At 74.9% G+C, this 16141-nt stretch carries 13 protein-coding genes; 6 read left to right on the plus strand and 7 right to left on the minus strand.

Going from position 1 to position 16141, the window contains the following annotated elements; all coding sequences use genetic code 11:
- Nucleotides 1–118: 118 nt before the first annotated feature.
- Nucleotides 119–3952, minus strand: coding sequence for a DEAD/DEAH box helicase (locus ACFU7Z_RS20540; RefSeq protein WP_380778705.1), 3834 nt, complete (start codon nt 3950–3952; stop codon nt 119–121).
- A gap of 368 nt (nt 3953–4320) precedes the next feature.
- Between ACFU7Z_RS20540 and ACFU7Z_RS20545 the strand changes: the two genes are divergently transcribed.
- The gene (locus ACFU7Z_RS20545; protein WP_380778707.1) at nt 4321–5172 is read left to right on the plus strand and encodes an alpha/beta fold hydrolase; all 852 of its coding nucleotides are present in this window, start codon (nt 4321–4323) and stop codon (nt 5170–5172) included.
- Between the two features lie 156 nt (nt 5173–5328).
- On the opposite strand, the gene ACFU7Z_RS20550 is transcribed toward ACFU7Z_RS20545, so the two are convergent.
- On the minus strand, nt 5329–6693 hold the full coding sequence (locus ACFU7Z_RS20550) for a M14 family metallopeptidase (protein WP_380778709.1): 1365 nt from the start codon (nt 6691–6693) through the stop codon (nt 5329–5331).
- Between the two features lie 257 nt (nt 6694–6950).
- Nucleotides 6951–7373 carry a hypothetical protein gene (locus ACFU7Z_RS20555; protein WP_380778711.1) on the minus strand — a complete coding sequence of 141 codons (423 nt, stop codon included), beginning with the start codon at nt 7371–7373 and terminating at the stop codon, nt 6951–6953.
- Nucleotides 7374–7595: 222 nt separating this feature from the next.
- Here ACFU7Z_RS20555 and ACFU7Z_RS20560 point away from each other — a divergent pair, with 222 nt between their 5' ends.
- From ACFU7Z_RS20560 to ACFU7Z_RS20570, 3 genes are all read left to right on the plus strand, one after another.
- On the plus strand, nt 7596–8177 hold the full coding sequence (locus ACFU7Z_RS20560) for a hypothetical protein (RefSeq protein WP_380778713.1): 582 nt from the start codon (nt 7596–7598) through the stop codon (nt 8175–8177).
- Nucleotides 8178–8325: 148 nt separating this feature from the next.
- Nucleotides 8326–9174: a DUF4389 domain-containing protein gene (locus ACFU7Z_RS20565; RefSeq protein WP_380778715.1), complete on the plus strand. Its 849-nt coding sequence runs from the start codon at nt 8326–8328 to the stop codon at nt 9172–9174.
- A gap of 154 nt (nt 9175–9328) precedes the next feature.
- Entirely contained in the window at nt 9329–9961 is a 633-nt protein-coding gene (locus ACFU7Z_RS20570) for a peptidase inhibitor family I36 protein (protein ID WP_079272205.1), read from the plus strand.
- Nucleotides 9962–9994: 33 nt separating this feature from the next.
- Here ACFU7Z_RS20570 and ACFU7Z_RS20575 read toward each other — a convergent pair whose 3' ends face one another.
- Nucleotides 9995–10186: a hypothetical protein gene (locus ACFU7Z_RS20575; protein ID WP_049652898.1), complete on the minus strand. Its 192-nt coding sequence runs from the start codon at nt 10184–10186 to the stop codon at nt 9995–9997.
- Nucleotides 10187–10338: 152 nt separating this feature from the next.
- On the opposite strand from ACFU7Z_RS20575, the gene ACFU7Z_RS20580 reads away from it, so the two are divergent.
- A complete protein-coding gene (locus ACFU7Z_RS20580) occupies nt 10339–11697 on the plus strand; it encodes a hypothetical protein (protein WP_380778717.1) in 1359 nt (452 codons plus the stop codon).
- 67 nt (nt 11698–11764) lie between these two features.
- A complete protein-coding gene (locus ACFU7Z_RS20585; RefSeq protein WP_380778719.1) occupies nt 11765–13060 on the plus strand; it encodes a hypothetical protein in 1296 nt (431 codons plus the stop codon).
- Nucleotides 13061–13193: 133 nt separating this feature from the next.
- Here ACFU7Z_RS20585 and ACFU7Z_RS20590 read toward each other — a convergent pair whose 3' ends face one another.
- From ACFU7Z_RS20590 to ACFU7Z_RS20600, 3 genes are all read right to left on the minus strand, one after another.
- Complete coding sequence (locus ACFU7Z_RS20590; RefSeq protein WP_380778721.1) at nt 13194–14492, minus strand: nucleotidyl transferase AbiEii/AbiGii toxin family protein; 1299 nt, start codon at nt 14490–14492, stop codon at nt 13194–13196.
- Nucleotides 14489–15220, minus strand: a complete 732-nt coding sequence (locus ACFU7Z_RS20595; RefSeq protein WP_380778723.1) for a hypothetical protein — start codon at nt 15218–15220, stop codon at nt 14489–14491. Before ACFU7Z_RS20595 ends, ACFU7Z_RS20590 begins: the two co-directional genes overlap by 4 nt.
- Nucleotides 15221–15365: 145 nt before the next feature.
- Nucleotides 15366–15773 (minus strand): RidA family protein, encoded by a 408-nt coding sequence (locus ACFU7Z_RS20600; RefSeq protein WP_049652920.1) that lies wholly within the window; start codon nt 15771–15773, stop codon nt 15366–15368.
- Between the last annotated feature and the right edge of the window lie 368 nt (nt 15774–16141).

The following is a 16141-nucleotide window of genomic DNA, read 5'->3' on the forward strand; positions in this document are numbered from 1 at the left end:
GGGGGGGGGGGGGGGGGGGGGGGGGGGCGGGGGGGGGGGGGGGCGCCCCCCCCGGCCCCGCGCGCCCCCCCCCCCCCCCCGCGCCCGCACGTCCGTCTCCTCCCCGCAGGTGCCGAGGTCAGCCGGCGGGGCCGTCGAGGGGCCAGGTGGCGCGGTCGTGGACGTGGTCGTAGGCGGGGACTTCGGCGGCCAGGACGTCGAAGTGGAGCAGCGGGGCCCACAGGGCGCGGTCGCCGATGACGTAGAGGCGGCGTTTGGCGCGGCTGGCGGCTACGTTCAGGAGGTGCGGGGTGCCGGCGGCCCAGTTGCGGGCGCCGGGGCGGCCCGCGCCGAGGAGCAGGATCACGACGTCGGCCTCCTTGCCCTGGGCCTTGTGGACGGTGGCGCAGCGCTCGTCGAGCAGTTCGGCCGTCCAGCCGGGGAGCGTGCGGCAGGTTTCGCGGGCTTCGGCGACGAGGGCGCGGAAGGGGGCGATGATCCGCAGGCGTTCGACGGTGACGCCGTGGTGGTCGAGGCGGCCCAGGAGGAAGGTGAGGGCGCGGCGGTCGCGTTCGCCCCAGGGGGCGTCGGCGGGGCGGTCGGGGTCGGGGGTGTCGAGCCAGCGGCTGGGGAGGAGGCCGTCGTGGTCGGGGTCGGGGAAGGGCTGGGGGTGGGTGCCGTGGACCATGAGGCCGCCGTACGCGACCTCGTTGCTGACGGTGAACATGGGCTCCTCGCAGCGGCGGTGGACGCGCAGCGGTGAGCCGACCCAGACGGTGTCCTCCTCCGCGCCGGTGGGCGCGGGCAGGTAGGTGCCGTAGCGGTTGACGCGGTCGGCGACGGCCTGGGCGGAGGTCGCCGAGGGCAGCCATTCCTCGTCGACGCCGTACGCGAGCAGGAGTCGGCGCTGCAGGGCGGTCGGCATGGTGACGACGGGTTCGAGCTGGAGCGGGTCGCCGACGAGGACGGCGCGGCGGGCCCGCCAGAGGGCGCCGACGGCGGCCTGCGGGGTGGCCTGGCCGGCCTCGTCGACGAGGATCCAGCCGATGGAGCCCTGGCCGAGGCGGGCGAACATGCTGCCGATGGAGGAGAAGGTGGTGGAGACGACGGGGACGAGGAGGAAGAGGGTCTGCCAGGCGTGCAGGACCTGCTCCTCGGGGACGGGCCCGCTGTTGCCGGCCATGAGCTCCACCAGGACCTGGAGGTTGCCGCGGATCCGCTTCGCGGTGTTGGCGACGAGGGCGCGGTGCAGGTCGAGGGCGCGCAGGAACAGGTCGCTGCGGGCGGTGCTCCAGGCCTCGTCGGCCCAGGGGGCGCCGAGTTCCTGCTCGTGGTCGGGGAGCCGCGGCCAGTCGAGGGGCAGGGACGGGAGGTCGGCGGCGGCCGCGCGCAGGGCCCGGTGGGCGGCGTCGAGTTCGGCGGTGGCGCCCTCCAGTTCGCGCCGGGCGGCCCACGCCTCCTGCCGGGCCCGCTCGGCGTCCGTACGGGCCGTGGACTCCGCGGCGCGGGCGGCGGCCTCCTGGGCGCGGGCGCGGTCGGCGGCCGCCTCGGCCTCGGTGACGGCCGAGGTGGAGCGGGCGTCCAGGCCGGCCGCGACGTCCTCGGCCTGGGCGCAGCGGGCGATGTGGGCGTGGGCGGCCTCCAACACGGTGCGCTGCTGGACGAGTTGGGCGAGGAGTTCGCCCCGGCTCTGTTCGCGGTGCTGCTCGGCGGCCTCGCGTTCGGCGCCGCTCCGGAGCAGTCGGCGCAGCCCGGCACGCAGGCCCGGCTGGGCGCCGGGCGGCTCGTCGTGCAGGGCCGTCAGCACGTCGACCTGCCGGCGGTGCCCGTCGGCGTGTTCGCGGGCGGCGGCCAGCGCGGCCCGGGCGTCGGCGAGGGCCTCGCGGGCCCGGGGGACGCGCTCGACCGCGGTCCGGTGGGCGGCCTCGGCTCCACGGGTGGCGGTGCGGGCTGCCTCGACGGCCGTGCCGGCGGCGGCCTGGCGGGCCTCGGCGGCCGCCGCGCGGTCGTCGGCGCGGGCGATGGCGGCGCGCAGGGCGTCGAGGCGGTGCTGGGCCTCGCCCGAGGCCGTCTCCGCCAGGGCGGCGGCGAGGCGGACGCGTTCGGCGCGCAGGCGCTCGACCTCGGCCTGGGCGGCCTTGAAGGCGGCGACGGCCTCGGGCCAGGAGGGGACGGGCTGGGCAGGGGCGGCGGGCGTGGCGGGGACGGTGGGTGCGGCGGCGGGTGCGGTCGTGGCCTCGGCCGTACCGGTGCCCGGGGCGGCGCGGCGGTCGCTCGGGGTGCGGGCCGGTCTGGGCACGCTGGGCGGGACCCAGTCGCCGAGGACGGCGTTCATGCCGCGCAGCGGCGGGAGCCCGGCGGCGTCGCGGGCGGCGGTCTCGTCCTCGGGCAGCCGGCCCCACCAGAAGCGCTCGGTGAACCTCGTCCGGTTGGACTTGTTGCCGAGCACGGCGGCGACCAGCCCCCAGGCGGGGGCACCGCCGAGCAGGGCGGAGGCGAGGTCGGAGAAGTGGTCGGGGCCGTCGTGCCAGTGCTCGTCCAGGGCGTCGGCGCCGGGCAGTTCGGCGGTGATGTTCTCCACGGCGCCGTTGTTCGAGGAGGTCACCACGATCTCGCGGCCGGTCAGCCGCGGGTCGAGGGCGGAGACGAAGCGCGCGTGGACGCCCTGGCGGTCCTTGCCCCGCCAGGGGCGGCCGACGAGCGCCTCCTCGGGCCGCCGGTAGCCGGCCATCACGGCGGCGCGTTCGACCACGAGGGCGGCGACGAGGTCGCGCAGCATGGTGGTCTTGCCGGTGCCGGGCGGGCCGTTGACGGAGAACAGGCCGCCGGCGTCGGCGTCCGCGGTGGTGCGGGCGGCGAGCATGCGGTCGACCGCGAACTGCTGGCTGAGCGCGAGCGGGTACCGCGCCTTGGCGGGCCAGCGCCCGGCGGGGACGAGGGCCGGGTGGACGCCGTCGAGGACGGTGAGCCGGTCCTCGCGCAGATCGGTGCGGGCGCCGACCGGGATGTCCCGGCGGCCGGTCAGGTAGGCCTCCAGCGCCGGGCCGAGGCCGTCGTCGAGCGCGGCGCGGACCCGGGCCAGGTCGGGCGGCAGCAGGCTGTTGAGGAACGGCTGCGCGGCGGCGGGCTTGGCCTTCGGGTCGCGCGGGCGGTGGACCAGCCGGCTGCGGACCCGGATCACCCGCGGGTCCAGGTGCTCCTCGACGCCGCAGAGGTGGGCGATCTGGGCGGTCAGGGCGACCAGGTCGGCGAGCCCGACCGGGCGCGGGCCGGTGTCCCGCGCCACTTCGTCAGCGGACAGCTCCGGCGGCACGGGCGCGGGCTCCCCCACCGCGCTCTCCTCGTCCGGACGGCGGGCCGCCGACCAGTCGGCGACGCGCCGCACCAGCGGCTCCGTCGCCCCGCGCACCGCCGCCCCGGCGACCTCGCCGAACAGCGCACCGACCGCCGCCACCGCCGCGCCGCCCAGGATCTCCGCGATCAGCTGCCGCCAGCCGCGGACGGCCTCCTCCCCCACGGTCACCGGGTTCGGGAGCGGCGAGGGCCCCGGCGCGTACGGAATCGGCGTGGCGGTCAGCCGCCCCACCGCGACCTCGAACGCCTCCCCCAGCTCCTCGAACCCGTCCAGCCACCCGGCTACCGACGGCCCCGGGTCGAAGAGCCGACCCGCCGCCCAGCCGCACGCGGAGACCACCGAGGTGTCCTCGACCGGACGCCCGTGCTCGTCCAGGACCAGCGCGAACATCGCGCTCCGCCCCGACAGCACCAACTCCTCGTCCGGCACCCCCGGGTCCGGGTCGGTCCCCTCCGGCAGCACGGCGATCATCGCCTGGCGCAGCGGCTCCAGGTCGTACACCCCGCCGTACACCTCGTGCCGCCACACCATCCCCCGCGGTGCCCGCCGCGCCGCCGTCTCCGGGTGCTCCGGCGCCCACGGCAACAGCACCGCCGCCTGCCCGGCCGCCGGCGTCACATCGACGACGACCGCGTCCGACGCCCGAGGACGGCCAGACCGACGCTTCCGCGGCACCTCCGGAATCGGCGGCGGACTGAACAACTCAACGGCCCGCCAGCACTCCAGCAGACCCCCCACACGCCCGTCCCCGCTCCGCACCCGTCGCCCCCCTGCGTCGAACCCACGGCACCCGGCCACTTCGTGTGCCGATCAACCGGGCGCAGAATCTACCGGACACCGGGCGGGTAGGCCGAGTCCCAGCGCACGCGCACGCCTCCCCACGCCGCACGGCAGGATGCCCCGTGGCACTCCGGCACGGGCGTCGGCAGTGGATCGAGGTCTAGGCTCACGGGAGTTGACGTTCCTCGGCTTCGGGAGGATGCCCCATGGCAGCCGTGCACGTGACCGTCTGGGATGACCGCGACCGGCTCGGCGGAGGCCGCGCCCCGACAGCTTCGGAGGCCCCGGCGGCCCCGACGGCCGTCCCCGCCCTCTTCGTCCACAACATCTTCACCTGGGGCAGCGACCCCGCGTACGGGTTCGCCGGGCAGCGGCCCCTCGCGGACAGCCGGCGGCTCCTCCTGATGGACCGCCGGGGCTACGGCGACAGCCCGGACACCGCTCGCAGCGACTTCGACGTCGACGCCCAGGACATCGAGGGGCTTCTCGGCGACGGGGCCTCCGCCGCGGGGTTCGGCGGCGCCCACCTCGTGGGGCACGGCAACGGCGCCGTCGCCGCGCTCATCGCCGCCGCGCGCCGACCCGACCTGGTCCGCTCCCTCGCCCTCGTCCAGCCCTCCGCCTTCACCGCCGCCGCGCACCACCCGGTCGTCGCCGAACTCCTCGACCGGGTGCGCGACGGCGCCCCGGGCATCCCGGACGACGTCACGCCGGAGCAGTACCTGCGGGCGTCCACCGAGGGGCTGGGGATGGCCATGCCCGAGCCCACGCCGCGCCGGCTCCGTGCCGTCGCCACCTCCATGGGGGAACGGCCCGTCTGGGAGGCGCGGATCCCCCTGGAGCCGATCCGGCGCGCCGCCCTGCCGGTCCTGGTGATCTGCGGAACCTGGGAGAACGCACCGGCCGCGTACCGCGAGCACGTGGGGCTCCCCCTCATGGCCGTGGCCGAGTCCCTCACGGACTCCCTCGACGGCCGCCTCCTGCGGGTGCCCGGCTACTACCCGCACACCCAGGAGCCGGCCGCCGTCAACGCCGCCCTGCGGGAGTTCTGGGGCTGAGCCTGTTCCGCGAGGGGAGCCGTCACGCAGCTACCAGCTTGTCGATCAACTGGTTTGTTTCGTCGTGGAGTTGGCCGGCCCGGCGCCGGCCGCGGGGTGGTCCCGCAGCCGGCGCCGGGCAGTGGCACGCGGAGCACGCGTGCCGAGGGCGGGTGCTCAGGCGGAGACGCCGCAGTACTGCTGCTGCTTGCCGATCGCGCGGTAGACGCAGTCGGCCGTCTCCACCAGGCGCAGGACCGCTTCGCGGTTGCGGGCGGTCTCGCGGCCGATGACCTCGTCGGGCGGGTAGAAGCCGCTGCTGCCGTTCGGGCCGGGGTACATCTCGAAGGTGTAGGCGAAGACCCGCTGGGCGCCCCACAGCCAGTCGTCGATCGCACCGTCGGTGATGTAGAGCTCGCTGGACTGCTCGGGCGTGTAGCCGTTGGTGCCGGCCATGTCCCGGCCGATGGTGGCGAAGGTGTTGTACTCGTCGGCGGTCATGCCGGGGGCGGTCTCGGCGGTGGTCCAGCCGAACGGCCAGAGCACCAGTTCGCTGTAGGTGTGGAAGTCGATGGCGGCGGTGATCTGCTGCTTGCCGCCGACGACCCGGCTGCGGACGAAGTCGGCGACCACCTTGGTCTCCTTGGCGGACTCCGGGGCGCTGCCCCGGTAGGTCTCGTTGGAGGTGGAGCCGGAGGAGCCGCCGCAGCAGCCCCACTTGTAGTTCCAGTTGCGGTTGAGGTCGGTGCCGACGCTGTTGCTGCCGGAGTTCGGCTGGCGGTCCTTGCGCCAGCTGCGGTAGCGGCCGGTGGCGATGTCGTACTCGCCGCCGTCCGGGTTGAGGTCGGGGATCACCCAGATCTCGCGGCTGTTGACGGCGTTGGCGATGCGGCTGTCGGTGGCGTACTTGTCGCCGAACTCGTGCAGCAGGTAGAGCGCCATCTCGACGGTGAGGTGCTCGCGGGCGTGCTGGTGGGCGGTGAACAGCACCTCGGGCTCGTCCTCGTCGGTGCCGACGTTGTCGCTGATCTTCACCGCGACGATCGGCCGGCCCTCGTAGGAGGTGCCGATGACGCGCTTGCTCATGATGTCCGGGTGCGCGGCGACGACGGCGTCGATGTCGGCGGTGGCCTCGGCGTAGTTGTGGTAGCCGGAGTCGGCCGGCGGGAAGTCGTACTCCGGCCCGGCCAGGCCCGCGCCGCCTCCGTCGCCTTCGTCGCCGTAGCGGGGACCGGGCAGCGCGACGGGCGACCAGCCGAGCGTACGCAGCCGGGCGGCCTCGGCGGGGGTGGCGGTGACCACCACCGCGTCGGGCAGGACGGCGTCGACGGAGGCACCGGTGGCGGCGACGGCGGTGCGCTCGGCGACGGTGCGGGGGCCGTCGAGCCGGTACTGCCGCACGCCGTCGTTGTCGGCGGCACCGACGGTGAACGGGGCGGGGGTGCCGGTGTCGGCGGCACTGGCGGTGAGCGGGGTGGCGAGGGCGAGGGCCAGCAGGACGGCGGTGGCCGCGGCGGGCTTCCCTCGGCGGGGCAGTCGCATGACTGTCCTCCTGTGGGGGTCCGTGGGGGCGGGACGGTGGAGGAGGTTCGGCGCGCGCCAGCTTGATGGTCCGCCAGTGTCATGGGTTCGTCAAGGCATCGGAAAGCCCGCGATCCGGCGACGGCCGGCACGGGCGAACCAGAAGGCCCGACGGGCCCCACAGGTCGCCAAACCGCACCGGCGCCGCCGCCGGCCGCGCGCTGCCCGCGAACGTGCCCGCACTCGGCAGGCCTTCATGGTCGAACGCTTCGGACACGTCAAACGCCGACCTCGGCTTGCGCTTTACGGCCCTGCTGGGGGTGGCGGGAGTGAGAGGCGATCGAGCTGACCGTCGAGGTGGGCGATGACTCTCCGGAGCTCGCGGGCACCACGAGGGGACATGCCCTGAAGCAGGTGTCGAGGACGGCACGGGCCTGGAGGGGATTGCCGCAGCAGTACTCGTGCACGTCGCCGTGCTCGTAGTGGTGCCACAGCTCGCGCGCGGACCGGTGAACGTGTTCCTTCCACATGCGCACGGCCCAGCCGACCGTGCCCGGCTCCAGGTAGTTGCGGGTGCGCTCGAGGCGGGCGATCTCGGACAGCACTCGCGGGGACAGCCCGTCGATGATGGTCTTGGTGTTCTGCTCACGGTGCCGGCGCGGGAGGCCGGCCCGGATCCGTCCTGGCCGGTTACGCGGCATGGACCTTTCGGTTTGTCGTCATGCGGCCCATGCTGCCATGGCCCCGAACGGCGCCTCGAAAGGGGGGTCGCCCACCCGGAGGCCGAGGACAGGCCTGGGACCCGGATCGCCCAGCGGGAGGCTTCGGGCGGCGGCGGCCCGGGGATCGTGGTGGGAATCCGGTCGGGGGCGCCTGCCAGGCTGGGCCCCCGCACGTCCGACATCTCGCCAGGAGGACCGATCATGCGACGAATCCTGCTCACTGCCGCGGCCACGGCGCTGGCCGCCGTCACCGGGCTGGCGGCCGCTCCGGCCGGCGCCGCGACCGTCCCGCCCGCCTCCGCCGCTTCCTCTGCCGCTTCCTCCGACGCGCCCGGGGCCGTCGCCGGTCAGGGCGGGTGGGAGGCGTGGCCCACGCCGGCGTCCGACCTCCCGGCCGGCTCCCGCTGCGACTTCCCCGTGCACCTGGAGCCCGTCGTCGACGAGGGGCAGCGGCGGGTGCTGGAGTACGCCCCCGACGGCACCACCGTGCGGCGCGCCGCCTTCCGGGGCGCCCTCGTCCTGCGGATCACCAACACGACGACCGGCGCCTCGTACGTCGCGGACGCCGGCGGCCGGGCCGTCGTCGACTACCGCGCCGACAGGTCCCAGACCTGGCACGCCCACGGCCCGGTCCTGCTCGGCGTCGGCCCGAACGGCGGCAACCTGCCCCGCGACCTCTACCTCGTCGACGGCGTCTACACCATCGACATCAGCTCCACCGGCTACAAGACGCTGACCCTCAGGCACGGCTCCGCCGAACCGCTCTGCGCGAAGCTCGCCTGACAGCCGCTGGAGCATCCCCGCCACTTCTGCGGCTGCCCCGTCCGGCGCAGCGTGGCGCGCGCCGCGGGCGGGGTGCTGCGATCTTCGGAGGGCACCCGGTCGCCGCCCGACGGCCGGGTCCCGTCGTCCCGAGACCGTGGAGGCCCGGATGTGGCAGGCTCCTCCCGCCCCCGTCAGCCGTGAGTGGCTCCCGGTGCTGGACATGCCGGCGCCCGCCCCGCAGAACCGCTGGACGGTGCTGCTGCGCGCGCTGCTGCTGATCCCCCAGTTCGTGGTGGTGTGGGTGCTGTCGGTGGTGGCGTTCTTCGTCACCGTCGTCGGCTGGTTCGGCGCGCTGGTGCTCGGCCGGCTGCCCGACTTCGTGGCGGACTACCTCACCGTGTTCGTCCCGTACGACACCCGCGTCACCGCGTACCTGATACTCACCGTGGACCGCTATCCGCCGTTCCGGTTCGAGGTGCCCGAGTACCCGGTGCAGGTCGAGCTGCGGCCGGGCGAGCTGAACCGGCTGGCCGTGCTGTTCCGCATCATCCTGGTCGTCCCGGCCTCGATCGTGCAGGGCCTGGTGTACGCGGGGTGGTGGACGGTGTCGTTCGTCCTCTGGCTGGTGGTGCTGGTCCTCGGCCGGATGCCACAGCCGCTGTACGAGGCGACGGCCGCGATCCTGCGCTACCGGGTGCGCTACACCGCCTATCTGACGATGATCTCGTCCGCCTACCCCAAGCGCCTGTTCGGCGACGAGCCGGGCAGCGAGCCTGCGGGCCCGGTCTCGGCCACCCGCCCGCTGGTCCTGAGCGGTGCCGCGCGCGGCCTGCTCGTCCTCTTCCTGCTCCTCGGCCTGGCCTCCTCGCTGACGGGCTCGATCACCGCCTCGGTGAACTCGGACGACGACGACAGCGACGACAACGACAGCACCGCCCCGACCCAGCGCGTCACCGCGCCCCTCGTGCCGGGCCCCGCCGACCGTGCTCCTCGGGGGCCGCTCGGCGAGGCGTAGCGGGTAGCAGGTAGCGGGTGACGGGTGACGGGTAGCGGGTCGCGGGCACGCCCGATCCGGGGGCGCGTACGCACCGGCGCACCGCTGCCGCGTACGCGCCGTCTGATCGAGAAAGCAAGGTTACCGGCGGTATGTGCGCGGCTACGTTTGGCATATGACGCACTCTCGAGTCCGCCGACTCCTCGTCCGTACCGCCGGGGCCCTCGTGCTCCTGGTCGCTCCCCTCGGGGCGCAGGCCGCCGCCGCGCCCAGCCAGGCCGGGGACCAGAGAGCCATCATCACCTCCCTGAGCGACGGCGACCGCGACGTGCTGCAGCAGGCGGTGGACGCCCAGCTCGCCGCGGGCAAGGGCGGTCGGCAGACCGCCGCCAACGAGATCACCTTCCCGGACGGAGCGGTGCTGGTGCTCCCACTGCCCGGACAGGCGCAGGCGCCGCCGTGGAGCGGCGACCACCGCCGCCGCACCGTCCGGAGCCCGGACTGGAAGCACTGCCCCACCCCGGTCAGCGAGCCGTCCTACTACTGCTTCTACTCCGACCGGAACTGGGGCGGCCGCCGGCTCCAGTTCAACCTCTTCCACGAGGACGCCGCCGTGTACTTCACCGACTACGGCTTCCGCGACCAGGCGAGCAGCTGGGTGAACACGGCACGCGGTCTGGAGGTGATCGTGGACAACGACCCGGGCGACGGCCAGTGGCAGATGCTCTGGAAGGAGCCGGCGGAGTCACTGTCCGCGTCGGTCGCGTACGACAACATGGCCGACCGGTTCTGGGCGGTCCGGCAGTAGCGGCCGCCCCCGCCTCCGGACACCGGCCGCCCGCTACCGGCTACCTGCCGAGGCAGCCGAGGCCGGGGGCGAGACCGCGCCGGTGGCGACCGGCTCCGGCGTGACCGTGATGTAGGTCGGCGCCGGAGCGGTCTGCCGGGAGTCCGCCGCGAACCAGCCGGCACCGAACGCGACGATGCCGAGCAGGAGGCCCGCGAGGACCAGCGTGACGATGTGCTGTTTCATGGCCCAAGGGTAGGGGCGGAGCGGCCAACTTCCTTGCAAACACGGCCCGCTGGGCACGGTAAGCGTCAATCGACGTTGACGCTGAGGCGGCCGCCGCCCCGCTCGGCTGGACCCGTCCGCGGACCGTCGCCGCCGACTGGGAGAATCTCCGCATGACCTCCCCGCTCCACCCCGTCCGCGTCCTCCGGGTCCTCGGCGACCGCCCGTTCGCCGAGGTCGGCCGCCCCGTCCTCGCCGTGCCCGACGAGGCGCGCGGCCTGCTCGCCGTCGCGGGCGAGCGCGCGTTCGCCCGAACCGCGACGGTGGGGGTGTACGGCACGGGGGACCTCGGCTGCCGGGCCGTGCTCCGGACGCGTTTCCCGGTGCACGCGCTGGCCTTCCACCCCACCGCGCCCCTTCTCGCCGTCGGCACCGGCGTGTACGACGGCGGCTACTTCTTCGAGGGCGAGCTGCTCCTGCTCGACTGGGAGACGGGCACGACCACCTCGCTCATCGAGCACGACTTCGGCCGCAGGGTCCTCGGACTGACCTGGCTCGACGACCAGGCCCTGCGCGTGCTGATGTCACCGCCGGACGACTGGAAGGACCGGAAGGCGCACGTCGAGGGCCACGTCGCCGTCGTACGTCGGCCCGACTGGCGCACCGCCGCGCCCCGTTCGCTCACCTTCGACGACCTGGCCGGCCCGCGGGTCCCGGCCCCGCGGGCCGACGGACGCGAGGAGGCCAACCGGGCGCTCTCCGCCCTGAGCCCGGACTGGGAGCCCCGGCGGCACGTCCTCGCCGTCGAGGAACGACCGGACGGCGCGGTCCTGGCCACCCTCGCCCGCGAGGAGGACGACGAGGAGGGCGACCAGGACGACGCCCCGGAGCAGCCCGGGTGCACCACGCTCCCCGACGGCCTGCTGCTCCGGCACCGCACCGTCCCGTACCTCGACGTGCACGACCGCCTGCGGATCCGGCGCGGCAGCCGGGACTACGTCAACCAGGCCCCGCCGCCCGGCCGCCCGGAGACGGAGCCGTACGTGCTCTCGGTGCGCTCCCCCGACGGGGCGGCCCCCCAGCCCCTGTTCCCGTTCTCCTGGGAGCCCGGGGAGACGCACTTCCCCGGCCCGGGCGTGGAGACCGCCGACGGCGACCTGGTGTACGCCGGCACCGTCTACAGCGGCCACGGGCTGCAGCCCGGCGGCTCCTTCGTCGTCCGCCGCTCGGGCACCGACGGCACGCCGCGCTGGGTGTTCCGGACCGACCACGTCGCCCTCGACCTCGACACCGACCCGGACACCGCCCACGTCGCCTACCGCGACGGCGAACTCCTGGCCCTCGACCTCCGCACCGGCGCCCTCCGCCGGCGCCACCGGCTGACCGTCGCCGGTGTCCCCGTCGTCCCGACCGCGCTCACCGCCACCGGGGCCGGCCGCCTGCTCGTCGGCACGGCCGACGGCCGGGTCCTGGAGTGCACGACCGGTTGGCCCTCCGGGCCCGGGGCGGCGGACCGGGAGGGCACCGTCTGAAGCTTTCCTCCGGCATCGGCGAACTCCCCTTGTATAAAGGGACGGAGGGGACCGAGGAGGTCGCAGCATGCACTCGAGGGAACAGCCGCAGAAGGCCGGGCAGCCTCAGCGCGACGCGGGCCCGGCCCGGCGCCCCGGCACCGGAGCACGCTCCGAAGGGGACGCGCCCGCGCGGGGCGCCGCGGCCCTGCAGCGCACCGTCGGCAACGCGGCGACGGCGCGCATGATCGCGGAGCAGCGGGACGGCACCGGACGGGACGACCGCCGGGCGGCCGTGGGACTCCAGCGCGCACCGGGCGACCAGGCCGCCCCGCGCCGGCCCCGGGTGCGGCTGGACCAGAACAACGTGCTGAGGATCTGCGAGGCCGCCACGCCCGACGGGCAGGCCGCCTCCGGCGGACGGGCGGCCGACCTGCGGACCATCGTGTGGGAGGACCACTGGGCCGCCATCTCCGAGGTGTGCCGGAAGCACAAGTACACCATCGCCGTGCGGGAGACCGGGGAGCACTCGATCCGGCGCATCGCGGAGGGCGCCAAGCCCAAGCCGCACACCATCCTGGAGAAGTCCATCAAGCCCTCCTCCGTCCGCAAGAAGTACGGCACCGGGCCCGGGCAGGCCGAGGGCGACCCGGCGACGGTGCTGCGCTGGTTGCAGGCCCAGGACCTGAGCGGCTTCGTCGGCCACTGGAACGAGCAGGGCCTGGCCGGCATCCGGATCGACCGCCCGCCCCAGTCCGTCCTGGACCTGGGCATCGTGCAGACCGGGCCCGGGGGCGAGCAGTACGTGCCGATCGACCTGCGGACGCAGGACGGCGGCCCGGCGCTGACTCAGCTGAAGGCCGATCCGCACTGGAAGCGCTACCTCTACACCGGGGACTACGACCTGCACGAGGTGTACTCCGCGCAGGGCGGCACGGGCGGCGGCCAGATCCCGGAGGCCACCCCCGAGAAGGCCAAGCTGCTGGACCGGCTCAACGCCGGGATCGCCGGGACGGCCCAGGAGGGCGAGGTGGTGCGCAGCGGCAAGGTGGCCATGGAGCACGGCCGGCTGCACATGGCGGGCGGCTCGGAGTACGCCATGTTCCAGCACGGCGACCAGGCCACCTACCGGATGAACCAGTACCTGGAGGCGCTGGAGGGCGAGGTGGCCCGGCACGCGGCGCAGCTGGTGCGGGCGGTGGCCACGGAGGCCGATGAGCCGCTGGCCTGGTGCCGCATGGGGCAGTGGTACGTGACCAGGAACCGTGAGGAGCACGCCGTCCTGCGCGCCCGCTGGAAGCTGGCCGTGCCGCACACCTGGGGCGCCGACGAGGTGGACCGCACCGCCCGCGGCGGCTACCGCACGGCCGGCTACATCGACTGACCGCGGAGCGGGCCGCGCCGCCGGACAGGCCGTGCCGCAGCACCGGCCGTACCGGGGCCGCTTCTCGTGCGGCGGCCCCGGCGGCCGGGCTGCCTGTCCTGACGGTCGGTCGTGCGGCTGTCAGGCGGCAGTGTCAGCTGTCGGAACCGCCTCCCGTCCCGTGGCCGTCGGCGAGTTCGGCGGTGTAGCGGTCGGCGGCCTCCGCGAGCTGGTGGGTCATCCGGTCCACCTGGCTGCCGAGGTGGCCGGAGACGATGCGGTGGGCGCCGTCGAGGTCCCCGCCGAGCAGCTCGCCGGTGATCACCAGGGTGTTGTCCGGGAGCATGCGGCGTCCGGACATCCGCCGCTGGACCTCGTCCATGCCGGCGTCCGCCAGCGTCTGCCGCAGCTCCTCGGTCAGCGGGGCGAGCCAGCGGGCGCGCAGCGCGTACTCGCCGTGGTCGACGAAGGTCGGGTGGAGCCGGGCGAGGAGCTGCGCGGGGTACTCCTCGACGGGTTCGGCGAACTGCGGGTAGTCCTTGGCGAATTCGTCCCAGTCGACGTCGAGTCCGGTGATCTGCTCCGGGAAGACCGGCCAGTACAGGCAGTTCGGGTCGGACTGGGTGAAGACCTCCCGGAGCAGCTCGTAGGGGACCTCGGCGGTGCGCGAGAGCAGGACCGCGTCGTACAGGTCCTTGCCCTGCGGGTGGATGTCCGAGACGAGCCAGAGGATCTTCCAGGCGAGGGAGAGCTCGGGCGTGGCGCCGAGCAGCGGGCCGGTGACGCCGGGGAGCAAGTAGGGCTGCGGCGGGACGGGCAGGTGCTCGGTGAAGACGAAGTCGAGCTGGACCGACCCGCCCGGGACACCGGGGGCCGTCCACGGCAGGACGAGTCGGCGCCCGGGCACCCGGTCGTAGGTCCAGATCTCGTCGCTGACCGCCTGGTCGGCGTGCACCCGCACGGTGCCCGAGAGCCGTTCGGCGCCGGCGGCGAGCTCCCGGAACATCCGGCCAGTGCGCTCGTCGGCCAGCTCCCAGTCCGTCGGGCGGACCACGAAATCGAGGTCGCCCGGCTCCCGTGCCTGCTCGCCGTACCAGGCGCGCAGCAGGACGCTGCCGCGCAGCACCAGGTGGTCGGCCCACGGCGAGTCGGCGACGGCGGAGAGCACGGTGGCCAGCGCCTCGCGCCGCGCGGCGAGCCAGCGTTCGGCGAGCCGCGGGTCGGCGAAGGCCGGCTCGCTGGGCCGGAGGGCCCGGGCGTACCCGGCGAGGGCGGGGTCGAAGACCGGCTGCTGGCTGACCGCCTCGTCGTCGACCGGCCGGATGGTCCTGGGCAGGTCCCGGTCCTCACGGACGTCCTCCGACGGCGGCCGCTTGGGCAGCACCACGCCCTGCCACGGTCCCCAGTTCAGGTTCTCCCACGCCACCGGCGACGGGGACTTGCCCTCGGTCATCCCTGCTCTCCTTCTCCGTCTCCGTACGGCCGGGCGCCGTGCCCGTGCTCGCTGATCCATCCCGCGTCCAGGTCCTCGTGGCTGTCCACGACGACGAACTCGCGCTCCACGGACACCACCTCGCGGCCGTCGGCGGCGAGGTCCCGCAGTAGCGCCTCCAGCCGGCGGCCCGCGGTGTCCAGGCCCACCGAGCGGCACCGCTGGGTCACGAACCACTCGTACCGGCCGTCCGCGCGCACCCGGCGCGGATTGCGCGACAGGTGCGCACCGTGCCGGACGGCCAGCTCGGTGAGGGTGGCGAGGCCCGCGTGGTCCGCCTCGGGCACCGGGCCCGGGAGCAGCAGCTTGACGTGGTGTTCGAAGTACCGGCCGGCTCCGTGCGGCACGGCGTCCTCGTCCGAGGCCGGGACGCCGTGTGCCCACGGCGCTGCCTCGATCTTCGCCCGCAGGACGGTGAACCCGGCTCGGGCCAGCCCCTCGGCCGTCCGGGACGTCACCGCGGCGACCTCCGCCAGCGTGCCGTCGGCGCGCAGGGTGAGCATCGGCTGCGAGGGCGCCGCACCGCGGGCCAGCAGGATGTGGGTGAACTTCACGTCGTGGCCCCGCGCCCACGCGGCCAGCGCCTCGGCGGCTCCGGGCTCCACGGTCAGGTGGACCTCGAAGTCGCCCCGGACGTCGGGAGGCGCGGGCCGGTCGTCACGGCGCTGGTCGGAACGGGTCAGGAGCATGGGGAGCATCCTGCCAAGCCGCTCTGACAACGCCGCGGGCGCCCCGCTGCCGCCGCGGCCCTCCTCCGCCGGGACGGCCGGGCGGGGCCCGCCGGCCCCGTCGACTCCGGTCGGCACCGGTCGACTCCGCTCGGATGAGGACGACTCAGGAGGGCAGGACGGCCACGGCCTCCACCTCCACCAGCTGGTCGTGGTACCCGAGCACGGCGACGCCGAGCAGAGTGCTCGGGGCGTCGTGCTCCCCCATGTAGGCGCGGTAGACGTTCCACACCTTCACCAGGTCCGCCTGGTCGGCGGAGGCCACGTAGACCGTCGTCCGGGCGATGTCGGTGAGGGAGGCGCCGGACTCCTCCAGCACGGTTATCAGGTTCCGCATCACCTGGTGGGCCTGGGCCTCGAAGTCGCCGACGGCGACCGTCCGGCCCTCCTCGTCGAGCGGGCAGGCCCCGGCCAGCCAGAGCGAGCGGACCGGGGCGTCGACCTCCGCCGCGTAGGCGTAGTCCACCGCCCTGGTCAGCCGCGTGGTGCGGATCAGTTTGACGGCGCTGCTCATGTGGTCCTCCGACGGTCCCGACCGAACGTTCGCGCCCATCGTTGGCCTCTCCTGAGCGACCGTCAAACCATTTAACCGGTGAACTCCCTTCCGTTCCGGGCCTCCTGCGTCCACGATTCACCGTTGCGGGGGATGGCGGACCGGCCCGCCGGAGCGCCATCCTGGTGCCTGCGCCCGGGGACCACGCCCCCGGGCGCTCATCCACCTCCAGCCCCGGGAGGCACCGCCATGGAGCCCCAACCGTCCGGCCATAACCAGGCTTCCGGAGTCCGTCGGCGCCGCATGCTCGGACTCGCGCTCGGGGCGGGCCTCGTCCCGGCGCTCGGCCCGGCGGCCCAGGCGGCGTCCGACACCCCGCCGGAGACGGC

Source organism: Kitasatospora sp. NPDC057518 (assembly GCF_042802075.1).
In the GTDB taxonomy this organism is placed as follows: domain Bacteria; phylum Actinomycetota; class Actinomycetes; order Streptomycetales; family Streptomycetaceae; genus Kitasatospora.